The sequence below is a fragment of the Leptospira wolffii serovar Khorat str. Khorat-H2 genome (genome assembly GCF_000306115.2).
In the GTDB taxonomy this organism is placed as follows: Bacteria; Spirochaetota; Leptospiria; order Leptospirales; family Leptospiraceae; genus Leptospira_B; species Leptospira_B wolffii.
In genome coordinates, this window is record NZ_AKWX02000004.1 from 393306 (window position 1) to 407799 (window position 14494).

Below are 14494 nucleotides of genomic sequence, written 5' to 3' on the forward strand. Positions count from 1 at the left end.
ATAGGCTCTTATAAGCCTAAGCCCGGGCAATCGTTTTTCCCGGCTTAGGTTCTGATTCGGAGCATGGCGTCCACTTTGAATTTTCGGAGCACGTCCAGAAGATTAGGCTGCAGATTGATGACTTCCAATTTCACTCCGAAATGATCCAAAAGATTCCGAAGAGTGAGTAGTTTCGCAACCCCACTGGAAGTGATTTTTTTAGTAGGAGTCAGATCCAGAGTCAGATTTTGGATATGTGCTTTGGAAGCTTGTTCCGAAATTTCGTCAAAAACTTTCTCATACCCGTCGATCAATTGATTCTCGAAGCGGACGATTCCTTGTTTATTCTGTATCGTTAATTTGGCCATGTTTCCACCGGCTTTCTAAGTAAAGAGACTCTAAAAAGAATTCCAACCCAACATATCATTCCTCAATTCCGAAAACGATTTAAGAAGGAACGCAGGCGAAATTCCAGTAATTCGCTTTGGGAGAATACTCCCAGCTTTCATAATCGGATCCTAGGGCGAGAATCTTCAGACCGGAAGATGTCAAAAGAGACTTCCAAAGATCCAGAGGATACGCCCTGTGCAAATGCTCCTCCTGGACGGAAGAATTCTTATCCGAAAACTCCAAAGAGGTACGGAGGATCCTGGTTTTGGGATCGTATTCGTTTCTCCAGACAAGCTTCGTGTCCGCGTGGGTCTCTTTGAGGACCTTGCCTTGGAAATTTTTTTGGAAATTTCTCTCTGTGCTTACATCGAAGAAAAAGACTCCTTTTTCGCTCAATAAGGAGCGAACGGAGGAAAACACCCTAAATATCTCCTCGCTTTCTAAGAGATAATTCAAGGTATCGTGAACGGAAAATATAAGATCGAATTTGCCCGGCAGAGAGGGTAGTTTCAAAAGATCTCCTTGCACTCGTTTTCCTCTAATATGGCTCAAATCGGCGATTTGAAGCATTTCGTAAGAGGAGTCCAATCCCCAAAGTTCCGCGTTAGGGGGAAGGTATTTCCAGATTTTACAGGTGCCGCAGCCTAGGTCCAGGATCCTTTTGGGCGGATTTTCGGGGGCCGAAAGATGATAGGATTCGAGGATCATATCTGCCCATTCTCGGTAAGGAGCCCGACTCATCACTCTGTCATAAATGCCCGCAAATGCCGTATAAGGCTTTTTTTGGGCGATTGGAGAAATATTTCTTGATTTATTCCCCTGGTTGCGGGTATTCCTATCCATTTGATGCGACATAATTCTCAGAAAGGTTTTTTTTCGAGAATCGTTGATTCATTCACAGTATGGGCCTAGAACTCTTTATACCTTTTTTGGCCAGTGTAGGCATAACTATCCTCCTTCGCAGGATGGACAAGTCGAATTATAAACTCAGTCAAATCAAACGATACACCGGCAAACTCCAGGAAGAATTGCAGGAGATTGCTCTAGAAAAGATCCAGTCCGTTAAGGATTCCGGAATCGAATTGGAAATCACTCTCAAGCAGACCCGAAAACTCGCAGAAGACGTAAAGGGTCTGAACGAAGAATCCAGGCAGCTCTTGGATACGATTCGATCCAATCGGGATTTCTTAAGTGCAATCACTCTGGATTTAAAGGAAGTAGTACATCTTTCTTCCGATATCCGCCAAGAGTCCCAGTCCATCCAAGAAGGTTTGGGCAAATTGGAATTGGGGAAAAGGGAAGTCCAAGCCATCGGTTCTAAAATCCAGGAGCTTCGTTCCGAGGCGGAAATTCTATTGGATGCATTCCAGGAGAAATTGAATTTCCGGTCCGATGATATACTACAATCCCTCGCATCTAAAATCGTAGAATTGGAAGGCCTTTTAGAAGCCAAGTCCGATCGTGTGGAAGCCGGTTTGGAAGAATTGGGAGAAGCATATCGCCAGAAATTAGAGGGCCAGACCAAAACGATCCTGAACGACACCGTCGGAAAAGTGGACCAAGCCAGAGAAGAAGTGAAGTCGCTTCTGGAATCCATGCAGGCTAAAGAAGAGGATATGGACGCTCAGACGGATCGTATCCAGACCGCATTCCTTACGGTTTCCGAAAAATTGGATCGATTGGATCTAAGGGTAGAAGAGAAAGCGGAACTTGCGGATCGTAAATTGGAAGAAACCTTCCAGAGAAACGAATCTTCTCTGAGACAAAAATACGATCAAATATTGGAACAAGTCGTTCATTCTAAAGAAGCGTTTCTGAACGGTGTCAAGATCGAGATCGAAGCTATTCGCAAAGAGATAGAAGGGATGAGTTTGGAGACCCTGACTCGCAGGGACGAAATCCTAAACGAAACTCGCAGACAAGCGGAAGGAATCAACGATTCCATTAATATCTTCCAAGAGAAATATTTGGAAGCGGAGAATAAGCTACTCAAGCAGGCCGATTCTAGAAAATCCGAACTCACACGCCAGATCGATTCTTTCGAAGACGAGTTCAATCGTATTAGCGCGGGGCTACGTAACGAAGCCGAGGATCTGCGAAAAGAAATCCTGGTGGGTTTAAAAGAATTCCATTCTTCTCTGGAAACTTCTCGTTCCGAAGAAGAAAGAAAATCCAGAAATCGGATCGAGCAAATCCGCCTAGGATTAGAGGAAGAGCTTTCCGCTCTGCACGCTTCTCATTCCGAGAGATTCCGTGCCGAATGGGACGGTATCCGAGAAAACGTAAAAATATTCGATGTGCAGGTTTCCACTCGCATGAAGGAAATGGATTCCTATGTGAAGGATATCCGGGAAGCCTTGGAAGCGACGGCGGGAGAGATTTTGGGAGAAACGGAATCCAAGGTCGGTGAGATCGGCGCAAGCATAGACGAGGAATTCCGTAAAATGGATCGCCGTCTGGAGCATTTCGCTCGCTCCTGGGAAGACGAAGTCGTTTCCCAGAAAAATCATACGATGGAAGCTATCCGCGGTTTGGAAGAAAGACTCTCCCAAATCCATTTCAAAGGCGCGGAGTATCTGGAAGAATTCGCCAAGACTTATGCGGAACAGAAGGATAAGATTGAGGAATTCGTAACCAAATATAAGGCCAATTTCCGTAAAGACGGGGAAGAGGTTCGAGAAGAACTTCTGGTACGCTATAAGGAAATGAAAGTGGACGGCCAGAATTTAGTGGAGTCCATCAAAGAAGAATATTCCTCCGTAGGCGAGAGATTCGAGAACCTTCTACGTAAAAACGAGAAAATTCTGGAAATGCAAGCGGATAGAATCCGTACCACCACAGAGTCCCAATTGGACAAGGCTGCGGATCAGGCCAAAGCAGTATTAGAAAAATTGAAAGAATCCGGTCAGGAATTCTTCGAAAGGCAGGAAGAGAAAATCGACCGCCTGAATGGCACCATCGATTCCAAGATCAACAAGCAATTGTCCAATCTTCTGGACAAAGGACAGGTACAACTCGGCCAGTTGGAAGAGCGTATTGCCAAGCATTTGGTGGACGTGAAGCGCAATCTGGAAGATGCGCTTTCCTCCGGTTTGGAAGAAAGCGAAGGCCAGATGCAAAGATTCCAGACCCAGGTCAAAGCGTTGCTGAAGGAAACGGAAGCTTCTTCCGAAGAGTTCCTAAGAACGGGAAGAGAAGAATTCCAAACCGCTCAAAAAGAATACCGTATGCTCCAAATGGATCTCCGCAAGGATTTAGAAGAAATCCGAGAGGCCAAGAAGTCCCTTTTTGCGGAATTGGAAGAAGAGGCGGAAGAACTCAGAAATTCCGTGGACCAAATTTCCGAAAGAATGGAAGACGCGGAAAAACGTTCCACATTATTCCTGGAAGTCAGAGAACTTATCCAAAAATCCGAGGACTTCGTATCCGAAGTTCGCAACGCTTTGGAAGAAGCGGAGCATACAGACAAGATCTACGAGAATGTGGATCAGAATTTGAATCGTATACGCGGCTTGCAGGACCAACTCGAATCCAGGATCGAGGCGGTAGAAAAGAGAGAAGAGGAAATTCTCGCTGTGCAAGAAAAAGCGGATCTTCTCCGGGAAGAATTCCAGAAGATGATGGAGGAGTCCGCTCAATGGAACGACACCCATCGCAAGTTAGTAGAGGCCGGAGAGAGGGCCTTCGAAATGGAGAACCGCTTCCTGGATCTGGAAGAACGTTTGGGAAGAGTCTCGACCGTAGGTGAAGAACTTCGTCACCTAAGCGAAGAGTCGGAATTGCATAAGGAAACTTCCGGTCGTGTCGGCCAGAAAATCCGTGAGATGGAAAAGGAAATCTCCATCTTGGAAGCCAGAGAGAAAGAAGTCGCGGAGACTCTTAGAAAAACCGACGAGCGTCTGGAGTCCTTGGCTGGAAGGAAAGAAGAGATTCTCTCCGTGGAAGCTAAGTTCGATAAGATCGAGGATCTGATGAGCGAGCTGGGAGAAAGGCATAAGCAGATCAGCACCCTCCAGCAAAGACTGGACGATATGAAAGACGGTGCCTTAGCCGTTAAGGAAGAGTTGGAAGGTTTGTTAACCGAAGCAGACGATACGTTCGAGAAGCTTTCCGCCTTTATGGATGCGGTTCAATCCACTGTTTCCAAGCCGGAACTTTCCAAAGCCGGGAAGTCTTCCGAGAAGAATCCTTTAGTCGCTAGAAAGAGAGCGACCGTACTTAATTTATTTCATAACTTCCATTGGTCTGCAGAGACCATTGCGGAGAAATTAGGACTAGAGACTTCGTTAGTCCAAACGATTATTCAGAGTGAGACGGTGAAAAAGGGATGATTTTTTTCTTGACCTCGACCTTTTCCCCCAATATGTCTCGTTCCGACTTGTATTATACGTTACGTAATAAATTTCATAGGAGTACTTTCTTAGTTTTTAAGAAAACAATGAAATTATAAGGAGCTTTTTCGAAAATGATTCCTTTTTTCGAGCCCTCTGGAAACGTATCTTAATAAATTCGATACGTTCCGGAAAGTTTCGGGATGGGAAAAGGAGAAGCCCCCAAAGCTCGTTCGTATGGTACAAAAAAAGAAAACTACTGTTAAGAGGAAGAATTCCATGGCTCAAAGCGCTGAAAAGGATACCCTCATCGTCGCAAGCAAAGTAAAAGCTTATATCAAGTCCAAAGGCTTTATGACTTCCGGAGATGCGGTCGACGGCTTGAATGAGAAGCTCTACGCACTGATCGACGATGCACTGAAACGTACCGAGGCGAACAAACGCACTACGGTAAGACCAACCGACTTCTAAGAGATTCTTGATCTACATCAAGAACAAATCTGAAATCGAGAAAATGAGGGCGGCGGGCAAACTAGCCGCCGCACTTCTGGACTATATATCCGGCTATATCAAGCCGGGTGTTAGTACTCTCGTTATCAACGATCTCTGCGAAGAATTCACAAAAAAAAAAGGCGGTAAGTCTGCGCCTTTAGGATACAAGGGATTTCCAAAATCCGTTTGTACCTCCATTAACGACGTTGTCTGTCACGGTATTCCCAAAGCGACCGATGTGTTGAAAGACGGGGATATCGTAAATGTGGATGTAACTCCCATTGTGGACGGCTACCACGGAGATAGTTCCCGTACTTTCATAGTAGGCGGAAAGACTTCTCCCGAAGTGGAACGACTCGTAAAAGACGCCGAAAGGGCCATGTGGGTCGGGATCGAACAAGTAAAACCAGGCAATCGAGTCAGCGATATCGCGAATGCGATCGACGATTATCTGACTCCTAAAGGATACGGAATCGTTCGAGATCTCATGGGTCACGGTATCGGAAGGGGCTTCCATGAGGAACCTCAGATTCCCCATTATCGCTCCAATCGTAAACTGGCAAAACTCGAGCCAGGAATGACTTTCACGATAGAACCCATGGTGAATCTGGGAACCTGGGAAGTGATCTTCTCCAAAAAAGACGGATGGACCGTAAATACTAAAGACGGCAAATGGTCCGCTCAATTCGAACATACGATACTCGTTACAGAAAAAGGCTATGAAATTTTAACCCTACCGGAGTAATCTGGTGGGCATGGATTTCGTTTGGAAATATATTTCTGTCCTAGGAAAGGATTTCGCCTTTTTCGGTTTAGGCTTCCTCGTTTTCTTCATCGGCAAGAAGGTAAAGGATTGGACGGAACCCCGTAAATTGGATCATGAATTGGTCCGTTCCGATAACGGAGCCCTGGCCTTATCCCTTTCGGGGCATTATTTAGGGATCATCATTCTTTTCATCACGGTAGTCTCTCATCCGGGAGAAGAAGGACAGTTTCTGAACGATCTTATCCAAGTGTTTTCCTTCTCCATATTAGGAGTCCTTCTACTTTTGATTTCTCAGAAAATCAACGACGGTTTGATTTTAGGTGGGATAGACGCCCAGGAAGAAATTTACGAAAAAAAGAATCTAGCCGTCGCATCGGTTCTGTTCGGAGGAACCATCGCTAGTTCCTTTTTTATCGCCGCCGCGTTGAACGGAGATATAGGCGCCAAAGTTTTCCCCGGGGGTTTGAATTTGGGCGTATCGCCTATCCTTGAGAAGACGATCATAGGTTGCATTTTATCCGTGATTTTTTTCGCGGTGGGGCAGATAGGTATGATTCTTTTCGCTTATTATTATAAGCTTTGGATTCCCTATCGATTGAGAAACGAATTGGAATCCAAACAAAATCTGGCGGCGGGCACCGCTTTTGCCGGAGCTCTACTTGCGATCGGCATACTATTGACCCGCGCCCTATTTAGAGAATTCGAGTCCTTACTTCAAACCGGAATTCTGCTTTTACTCGATCTAGGTCTTGCGTTCCTATTGATTCCCGTTTTGCATTTCTTTGCGGACTGGGTGGTTCTTCCCGGTTCGACTCTGAAAGAGGAAATCGAAAGAGACCAAAATTTCGGAGCGGGTTTGCTGGAGGCTGTGGTGTTAGTCTCTTTTTCAGCGATCATTTTCTTTGCGGTATAGTTAAAAGAGTTCCTGAGAAGAATAGAGTTTCCATTCTAAATGGTAAACTTTCTTGGTACCGAACTCTGCCGCTTCTTGCAATACCATCTTTTCATTCTCTTCCAGAGCCAGAAAGGAATAGGCTTCTCGTAGATCGTCGCAGATCTCCTTGAAGATCGGTTTGTGCAAGGGAAGAAAAGGAGAGAGTCCTCTCTCGGAAAATCCCCTCAGAGCGCCTAAGATCCCTGCAAGAAGTATCCTACCCAAAGGGCGACTCCTTTCCTGGGGGAGATCCAATCCTGCTTCCTTCGCAGCGGTTAAGAGTTCCTGCAATGGAATTCCTCCTGGAACTCCCGAAAATGGTTGTAGGAAATCCTCTTCTCCTTCCTTCATACTGAAAATCATAGATTATGGTCTTCGAAAGTAAAGAACTTCTAACTGAGTTGCGGGAAATCGCGGGTCGAGAAGGCTTCCAGCTTTTCGGAGCGGCTCCTGCCATCGTTCCCGAATCCGATAAGGAAAAGATCCGTCTTTGGGTGGAAGAAGGAAGGCATGGGAGTATGGAATGGTATCCTAGAAACATGCCTCTCCGCTTAGAGTTGGAAGGCTTGGGTTTTAAACCGGAAACGGTTTTAGTATTCGGAGCATTGTACTCGGATACCGAATACGAGAATTTGCGACTTCCTTTTCGATTCTCCCGATACGCTATGGGTGAGGATTATCATTCCGTTTTAAGAAAAAGAGGTGCGGCGGTAATCGATCGTCTCAAGGCGCTCTTTCCCGGAAACAGATTCCGACAAGGTGTGGATTCCTTACCGGTTCCCGAGAAGGTATTGGCGAGAGAGGCCGGTATCGGCTGGGTAGGTAAGAATACCAATCTATTGAACGAAGAATTCGGATCCTTCTTCTTTTTAACGGTTCTATTTACGGATCTTCCTTTGCAAATTGCGAATCTTCCCGCTAAGGACAGATGCGGGACTTGCACCGCTTGCATCGATGCTTGCCCTACCGATGCGTTGGAACCCTATCGCATCGATTCTAGAAAATGCATTTCTTATAAGACCATTGAAGATCGTTCGGAGGAAGTCGCAGGATTGCATGGCTGGGCTTACGGTTGCGATATTTGCCAGGAAGTATGTCCCTGGAATCGAATCAAGGCCAAGAAAAACGATCGGAAGACCGAAATTTTAGAATTTAAGATCCGGGATATCTTTAAGGAAGAAGGTAAATTGGAAAATCTAAACGAATCGGAGTTTAGGGAACGGTTCCGGGATTCGGCTGTAAGTAGGATCTCCTATTCCCAATTCCGTCGAAACTTGGATACTGTAAAAAGGGAAAAATAAGATCCTGGCTTCTTTCCTCTTTCTCGGAAAAACTCCTTTTCCCGGGACCTGGGAGAAGGTTGGATAGTCAGAACATGCCGGTAGTTTCTCAGAAATCTCCGTTCGAGGAAGGAATCCTTCAATCGAAAGTCCGGGAAAAATTAAGAAACTGGTTTCGAAAAGAAAAGCGGGACCTCAGCTTTAGGAGAAACCGTAGCCCTTATTCTACCTGGGTGAGCGAAATCATGCTCCAGCAGACAAGAGTAAGCGCTATGTTACCCTTGTACGATGCATTTTTGAAGCGCTTCCCTTCTCCCCAAGCTCTGGCCCTTGCAGACGAGGAGGAGGTACTACGCTACTGGAAGGGTTTAGGGTATTATTCCCGCGCTCGTAATCTCAGAGCGGGAGTGCAAAAGCTGGTTCGCGATTTCGGGGGAGAATTTCCCCGTAGCTTGGAGAACGCACTTTCTCTTCCGGGAATCGGACCCTATACTGCGAGAGCCGTCTTATCCATCTCTTACGGACTTCCATTTGCGGTATTGGACGGAAATGCGAAACGAGTTCTCTCCCGTCTGAGCCTATTTAGGGAGAACGGGGCCAAGTCGGATCTCGTCTTACAAGAGATCGCCGATCGATTTTTGGATCCTAAATATCCTGGAGAACATAACGAAGCCATAATGGAGCTCGGGGCCAGGATCTGTCTTCCGCGACCCCTTTGTTCGGATTGTCCCTTGAGCGAGGACTGCGCAGCTTACAAAGAAGGAGTCCAAGAATCCATTCCCCCAACGGAGAAGAAGACGAAGGAAGTCCCGCTTACGATCCGCTTTTTTATCGTTCATGGAAAGAAGGGAATTCTACTCTTACGTTATCCGCAACGGCGTTTCTTTAAGACGATCTATTCTCTGCCTTATTCTTGGGAGGGAAATTCTCCTTACGATCCGGATCCGATAGCGAAGCTATTCGATTCTTTAGGGGATTGTGGAATTCAGTTCAAGCATACAATCACCCATCATAAAATCGTAGGTAGAGTATCCGAAACTAGACTGGATGCTTCCGGAGAAAAATACGTTTCCGAAAGAATAGAAAAGATCCATCCGAATTCGGAAACCAAATGGTGCGATTGGGATTCCCTGGAGACCGAGTTCCCTTCCTCCGTGGCCCAAAAAATCAAGAAGGCGTTTACAAAAAGGGAAAGCGAATTGCCGGGTTTGGAAAAATCCTACCGAAAAGGAAAACAGAATAGGGGAGCCTAATGAGTATCCGATCCACCGCAGATTTTGTAAAAGAATTGGCCCGGAAGGGAGAACTTTTAGAGATCGGAGAAGAAGTAGATCCGATTCTGGAGATCGCAGAGATCCAAAGAAGAGTGGTCGCCAAAAGAGGACCCGCACTTTTATTCACAAATGTAAAGGGTTCTAAGTTTTCCGTAGCCACGAATTTATACGGTTCCGAATCCAGGATACGCATCGCCTTCGGTGAGGATCCAGTCCGCTTCGTTCAGAAACTTGCTTTCACGGCTAAGAATATAGCGCCTCCTTCTTTCCAAAAAATATGGGAGGCTAGGTCCCTAGCCTGGACTGCTTTCCGAGTGGGATTGCGAAAAGTGGGAACTGCGGAAGTTCTTTCTCGGACATTGGAAAGCACGGAAGAATTGCCCGCGTTGAAATCCTGGCCTAGGGATGCGGGAAGATTCATCACTCTTCCATTAGTTTACACCGAGAGTCCGAATACCGGAAAAGGAAACCTGGGAATGTATCGTATACAATTCCATGAGCCGGAATTGACCGGGATGCATATCCAAATCCATAGGGGGGGAGGATTTCATTATTCCGAGGCGGAAGCCAAAGGCCAGGCGCTGCCGGCGCATATTTACGTGGGCGGCCCTCCCGCACTTACCATCTCCGCCGTTGCTCCTTTGCCGGAGGAGATCAGCGAATTTCTGCTCGCGTCCCTCCTACTGGGAGAGAGATTGAGAATATTCAAAAATAAGAATATAAGCCCTCTTCCCATCGTAGCGGACGCGGATTTCGCCTTGATAGGAAAAATTCCTCCTAAGATACGCAGACCGGAGGGACCGTTCGGAGATCATTACGGATATTACGCTTTGAAACACGATTATCCGGTCTTTCAGGTGGAAAAAATCTTCGCACGCAAGGACGCGATATGGCCGGCTACGGTAGTCGGTCGTCCTCCCCAAGAAGACCATTGGATCGCCGAATACCTGCAACATCTACTTTCTCCTATGTTTCCTCTGGTTATGCCCCAGGTGAAAGGCGTTTGGGCGTATGAAGAATCGGGAGTGCATTCTCTGGCGGCAGCTATCGTCAAGGAAAGATACAAGAAGGAAGCCTTTATGGGGGCACTCCGCATCTTAGGAGAAGGGCAACTCTCCTTGACCAAATTTCTGGTAGTGACGGACCAAGAGGTTCCATTGCAGGATTTCCGGACGACTTTCTTGGCAGCTTTGGAGAGGTTCAATCCGGAGACGGATTTGCATATATTCTCCAATATCTCTCAAGACACTCTGGATTATACCGGACCGAAAGTGAACGAGGGAAGTAAAGCCGTTTTACTCGGAGTAGGGCCTAAGATTAGAAAGTTAAAGAATTCCTGGAACGGAACTCTCAAGAATCCTAAATTCAAAAATCCGAAACTGTATTGTCCCGGCGTCTTAGTGATAAGCGCTTCGAAATATAAGAGAGGAGACGGACTAGCTCTTTCCGCACTAAAGGAAAAGTCCCTCCAAGACTTTACGATCGTGGCACTTGTGGACGATTCCGAGGAGGCGACCAAATCGGATCACGATTTTATTTGGCATGTATTCACTCGATTCGAGCCTGCGGCGGATTTATACGGGAATTCGAACGTGGTTCGAAATCATATCTCTTTTAAAGGTCCCATCGTAATCGACGCTCGTCTCAAGGATTGGTATCCTCCCGTTTTGGAGGAGGATCCGAAAATCTCCCGTCAGGTAGAATCCAGATTTGGTAGACTAATAGATTCCTTGTAATCCAATGGAGCAATGTCAATGAAACGGGTGATCGTGACCGGCGGGGCCGGATTGATCGGAAGCAATCTAGTCCGGTTGCTCAACGAAAAGGGAATATCTCAGATTTTGATCGTGGATCATTTGGGCAATTCTTCCAAATGGAAAAATTTGAGAGAGTTGGAATTTTCCGATTATTTGGAAAAAGATGAATTTCTTCGTAAAGTTCAAAAAGGTAAGATTCTCAAATCCTTCTCTCATATTCTTCATATGGGGGCTTGCTCCTCCACAACCGAGACGGACGCTTCTTATCTCATCCGAAATAATTTCGAATACACTAAGATTTTGGCCGAGGAATCCTTAAAAAGGGGAGTCCGCTTCCTTTATGCTTCTTCCGCGGCCACTTATGGAGATGGCGCCCAGGGATACGACGATAAGGCCCCGATTTCCCCTTTAAAACCTTTGAATATGTACGGATATTCCAAGCATATGTTCGATCTTTACGCTCAGAAGAAGGGCTTCCTGGACAAAATCACCGGGGTGAAATATTTCAATATTTTCGGATTCGGAGAGGCTCACAAGGGAGATATGCGTTCCGTCGTATTAAAGGGCTACGAACAGATACTCTCCGAAGGCAAATTACGTTTATTTAAATCGTACCGCGACGAATACAAGGACGGAGAGCAGAAAAGGGACTTCTTATACGCCAAGGATGCGGCTAAGATCAGCCTCCACCTTCTCTCCAAGGGAAAATACGGCTTATTTAACGTGGGGAGAGGGGTGGCGGAGACCTGGAACGATCTGGCCGAGGCGCTATTCTCCGCGTTAGGAAAACCCGCGAATATAGAATACGTGGATATGCCGGAGACTTTGAGGCCTAAATACCAATATTATACAAAGGCCGAAACCGAGAAACTATTGGCGAGCGGGTACTCCGAAGGATTTACTGATTTGAAATCGGCTATTTCTGACTATGTTCGATTGCTAAAAGAGGAAGGAGAATAAGGGGCCCAAAGAATTTGAGCCCCGGGGGTTCGAATTATCTCGAGAAGATCTGAAGCAAAGACTTTGCGAAAGCCTTGAATTTTTGATCCTTAATCGAGTAGAAAACCTGGTTGGATACTTTCTTACTTCCGAGGTATCCCGCTTCTTTCATTTTGCTTAAATGCTGAGACGCGGCGGATTGGCTAATTCCTAACGCATCTACCAGTTCCCCTACGCTATGTTCCTTCTTGGAAAGATGAAGTAAAATCTTCAGTCGATCGGGATGGGCTACCGCTTTCAATCCACGGATCGTCGCATCCAGATGAGTTTTCTTAATATCTAACTTTTGGGCTGCCATAATCTGCCTTCAATAGTATTTCTTTCCATCGTAGCAGTTCCTTTGAAATTTTCAAGGATTTACGTAATCAATATATATTTTTTCGTAAAATTATAAATCGTGTAAATTATGATATAATTATGAAAATGAAGGAAAAATCTTTATTATCAACTGTTTATATAATTTCGCGAGACGAGATACTTACGTTAACGTTCACAATTAAGTCTGATTCTCAATTGGTGAATTCATCGAATCATAATAAGGATGGGAAAAACGAAATATTCGAAATTGGGAATAAACGAGAATTGAACTATTAGAATCTTCGAATTTGCTATTATTCTAATTCCTTATAAAAGGGTATCGGATTTGGTTAAAATGGGGAGAATGGAGGGCAAAAGTATGGAAGTTATGCGGAATCCCCCAAAAAGAGGGATTCCAAGAATGGGAAGCTTAGATTTTAACTCCTCCAGAGATCTCTAAGACGACTCCGTCTACTAATTCGTTTTCCGCAATGAAAACTGCCGTACTAGCGATTTCATCGGGTTTTCCAAGTCTGCCTATGGGAATTTGAGCCTCCCATTTTTTTAGGGCTTCCGGATTCATATCCTTCATTACCATTTCGGTAGCGATGAAGCCCGGTGCAATTCCTGCCACGCGAATTCCATACCGGCTTAGTTCCTTTGCCCAAAGCTTTGTCATAGCAGCTACTCCCGCTTTTGCCGCGGAATAATTGGTCTGGCCCGGATTTCCGTGCATGGACACGGAAGCAATAGGAATGATCACTCCTTTTGTGCCTTGGTTTACCATTTGGACTGCCGCTTCTCTTCCTGTCAGAAATACTCCGGTGAGATTAACGTCGATGACAGACTGCCAATCGGACAGGGAAAGTTTGGATGCAACCTTCCCTGTTTGCTTATCGGCTTTGATTAAGAGGCCGTCTCTAAGAATTCCCGCATTGAGTACCGCTATATCTACCGATCCGAAAGCGGAGACCGCTTCCGCCATCAATTTTTCGGCGTCCGCTTCTTTGGAGACGTCCGTTTTGACTGCGATTACCTTGGCGCCCAGCGCTTGGATGTCTTTGAGGGCTGAGGCTAATCTTTCTTCGGAGACATCCGAGAGAACGATATTAGCCCCTAACTTGGCGAATTTTTCGGCCATGGCTTTGCCTAAGCCTCCGGCAGAGCCGGTGATTACTGCGGTTTTACCTGTGATTTCCAACTTGGTTGATTTCCTTGCTTCTAATGGTTACGTATTTATCTGTAAAAGGAATTTCCACTCTGGCTACGGTTTCGGAAGCTTGGGTTTGGATCCGGAAGAGATTCGGATCTATATTTTCGCTCTTGAGTAGAATCATGATGAGAGCGATACCGAGTCCGGCGCCCTCGGTATTATCCATATTGTCCATATAGAATTCTGCGATATCATTGTATTCCATCGCCTTTTTCATTTTTTCCCGCATCCTGGATTCTTCGATCTCGATTACAGGGGTATTATTGACTACTTCGACGACCAAACCTTCTTCCGTGTAGATCACGGTGATTTTCACGAAAACCCCTCGAGCTAAACAGCGTTTACCGTATTCGTCCGCCATTTTTTCGGAGAAATTCTCTTTGAACTGGGACAGTCCCCGGTCATAATGCTCCGGATCCCGGATATCCAATCCAAGGTCTTCGAAGAATACTCGTTTTTGGTTGGCCTTGACTCCGTTGATCGCCATTTCCTTGGTGATCGTATAAAGCATCTCGATATACCTGGATTGCCCCAGTTTTTCCAGAACTTCGGTTAGGATTCTTAGAACGTATTTTTCTAATTTAGAGTTCATCCGTGAGGATTGGATGGAGATGCGGGAACGGCTTTGAATGTATTCAGAGAGCTGGGCGTCTAATTGTTTAAAGCTTTTGGCCATGCTCGTCCTTCGCGGAGAAAAAATCGTTTCCCAGTCTTTTTCGTTCTTCCGATTCATGCAATCAAAAATCCGAATTCTCCCGGAATTGACCATTCCACTCCCGGTT

14 protein-coding genes are annotated in these 14494 nt (G+C 45.8%); 8 read left to right on the forward strand and 6 right to left on the reverse strand.

Features of this window, described 5'->3' with window-relative positions; all coding sequences use genetic code 11:
- Positions 1-44: 44 nt before the first annotated feature.
- Positions 45-347 carry an STAS domain-containing protein gene (locus tag LEP1GSC061_RS01850; RefSeq protein WP_016543796.1) on the reverse strand — a complete coding sequence of 101 codons (303 nt, stop codon included), beginning with the start codon at positions 345-347 and terminating at the stop codon, positions 45-47.
- Positions 348-426: 79 nt separating this feature from the next.
- Positions 427-1212, reverse strand: coding sequence for a class I SAM-dependent DNA methyltransferase (locus tag LEP1GSC061_RS01855; RefSeq protein WP_016543946.1), 786 nt, complete (start codon positions 1210-1212; stop codon positions 427-429).
- Between the two features lie 59 nt (positions 1213-1271).
- Here LEP1GSC061_RS01855 and LEP1GSC061_RS01860 point away from each other — a divergent pair, with 59 nt between their 5' ends.
- The 4 genes from LEP1GSC061_RS01860 (at position 1272) to LEP1GSC061_RS01875 (ending at position 6871) form a co-directional block, all read left to right on the forward strand.
- Positions 1272-4700, forward strand: a complete 3429-nt coding sequence (locus LEP1GSC061_RS01860; RefSeq protein ID WP_040507592.1) for a SpiroCoCo family coiled-coil protein — start codon at positions 1272-1274, stop codon at positions 4698-4700.
- Between the two features lie 237 nt (positions 4701-4937).
- Entirely contained in the window at positions 4938-5171 is a 234-nt protein-coding gene (locus tag LEP1GSC061_RS01865; RefSeq protein WP_010419029.1) for a hypothetical protein, read from the forward strand.
- A gap of 7 nt (positions 5172-5178) precedes the next feature.
- Positions 5179-5937, forward strand: a complete 759-nt coding sequence (map, locus tag LEP1GSC061_RS01870; RefSeq protein WP_016543436.1) for a type I methionyl aminopeptidase — start codon at positions 5179-5181, stop codon at positions 5935-5937.
- Between the two features lie 10 nt (positions 5938-5947).
- Complete coding sequence (locus LEP1GSC061_RS01875; RefSeq protein ID WP_016544133.1) at positions 5948-6871, forward strand: DUF350 domain-containing protein; 924 nt, start codon at positions 5948-5950, stop codon at positions 6869-6871.
- Here LEP1GSC061_RS01875 and LEP1GSC061_RS01880 read toward each other — a convergent pair whose 3' ends face one another.
- Positions 6872-7255, reverse strand: a complete 384-nt coding sequence (locus tag LEP1GSC061_RS01880) for an LIC_11502 family protein (RefSeq protein ID WP_016543364.1) — start codon at positions 7253-7255, stop codon at positions 6872-6874.
- 5 nt (positions 7256-7260) lie between these two features.
- On the opposite strand from LEP1GSC061_RS01880, the gene queG reads away from it, so the two are divergent.
- The 4 genes from queG to rfaD all read left to right on the forward strand — a co-directional run bounded on the left by queG (position 7261) and on the right by rfaD (position 12163).
- Entirely contained in the window at positions 7261-8193 is a 933-nt protein-coding gene (gene queG / locus LEP1GSC061_RS01885; protein WP_016543350.1) for a tRNA epoxyqueuosine(34) reductase QueG, read from the forward strand.
- Positions 8194-8417: 224 nt separating this feature from the next.
- Positions 8418-9425, forward strand: coding sequence for an A/G-specific adenine glycosylase (locus LEP1GSC061_RS01890; protein ID WP_232218344.1), 1008 nt, complete (start codon positions 8418-8420; stop codon positions 9423-9425).
- Positions 9425-11182, forward strand: a complete 1758-nt coding sequence (locus tag LEP1GSC061_RS01895; protein WP_016543962.1) for a UbiD family decarboxylase — start codon at positions 9425-9427, stop codon at positions 11180-11182. The genes LEP1GSC061_RS01890 and LEP1GSC061_RS01895 overlap by 1 nt, the downstream gene beginning before the upstream one ends.
- 12 nt (positions 11183-11194) lie before the next feature.
- Entirely contained in the window at positions 11195-12163 is a 969-nt protein-coding gene (gene rfaD, locus LEP1GSC061_RS01900) for an ADP-glyceromanno-heptose 6-epimerase (protein WP_040507598.1), read from the forward strand.
- A gap of 34 nt (positions 12164-12197) precedes the next feature.
- Here rfaD and LEP1GSC061_RS01905 read toward each other — a convergent pair whose 3' ends face one another.
- The 3 genes from LEP1GSC061_RS01905 to LEP1GSC061_RS01915 all read right to left on the reverse strand — a co-directional run bounded on the left by LEP1GSC061_RS01905 (position 12198) and on the right by LEP1GSC061_RS01915 (position 14388).
- Positions 12198-12500 (reverse strand): ArsR/SmtB family transcription factor, encoded by a 303-nt coding sequence (locus LEP1GSC061_RS01905; RefSeq protein WP_016543651.1) that lies wholly within the window; start codon positions 12498-12500, stop codon positions 12198-12200.
- Between the two features lie 429 nt (positions 12501-12929).
- Positions 12930-13700 (reverse strand): SDR family NAD(P)-dependent oxidoreductase, encoded by a 771-nt coding sequence (locus LEP1GSC061_RS01910; RefSeq protein WP_016543591.1) that lies wholly within the window; start codon positions 13698-13700, stop codon positions 12930-12932.
- The gene (locus LEP1GSC061_RS01915) at positions 13684-14388 is read right to left on the reverse strand and encodes a hypothetical protein (RefSeq protein WP_016543520.1); all 705 of its coding nucleotides are present in this window, start codon (positions 14386-14388) and stop codon (positions 13684-13686) included. Before LEP1GSC061_RS01915 ends, LEP1GSC061_RS01910 begins: the two co-directional genes overlap by 17 nt.
- Positions 14389-14494 lie beyond the last annotated feature (106 nt).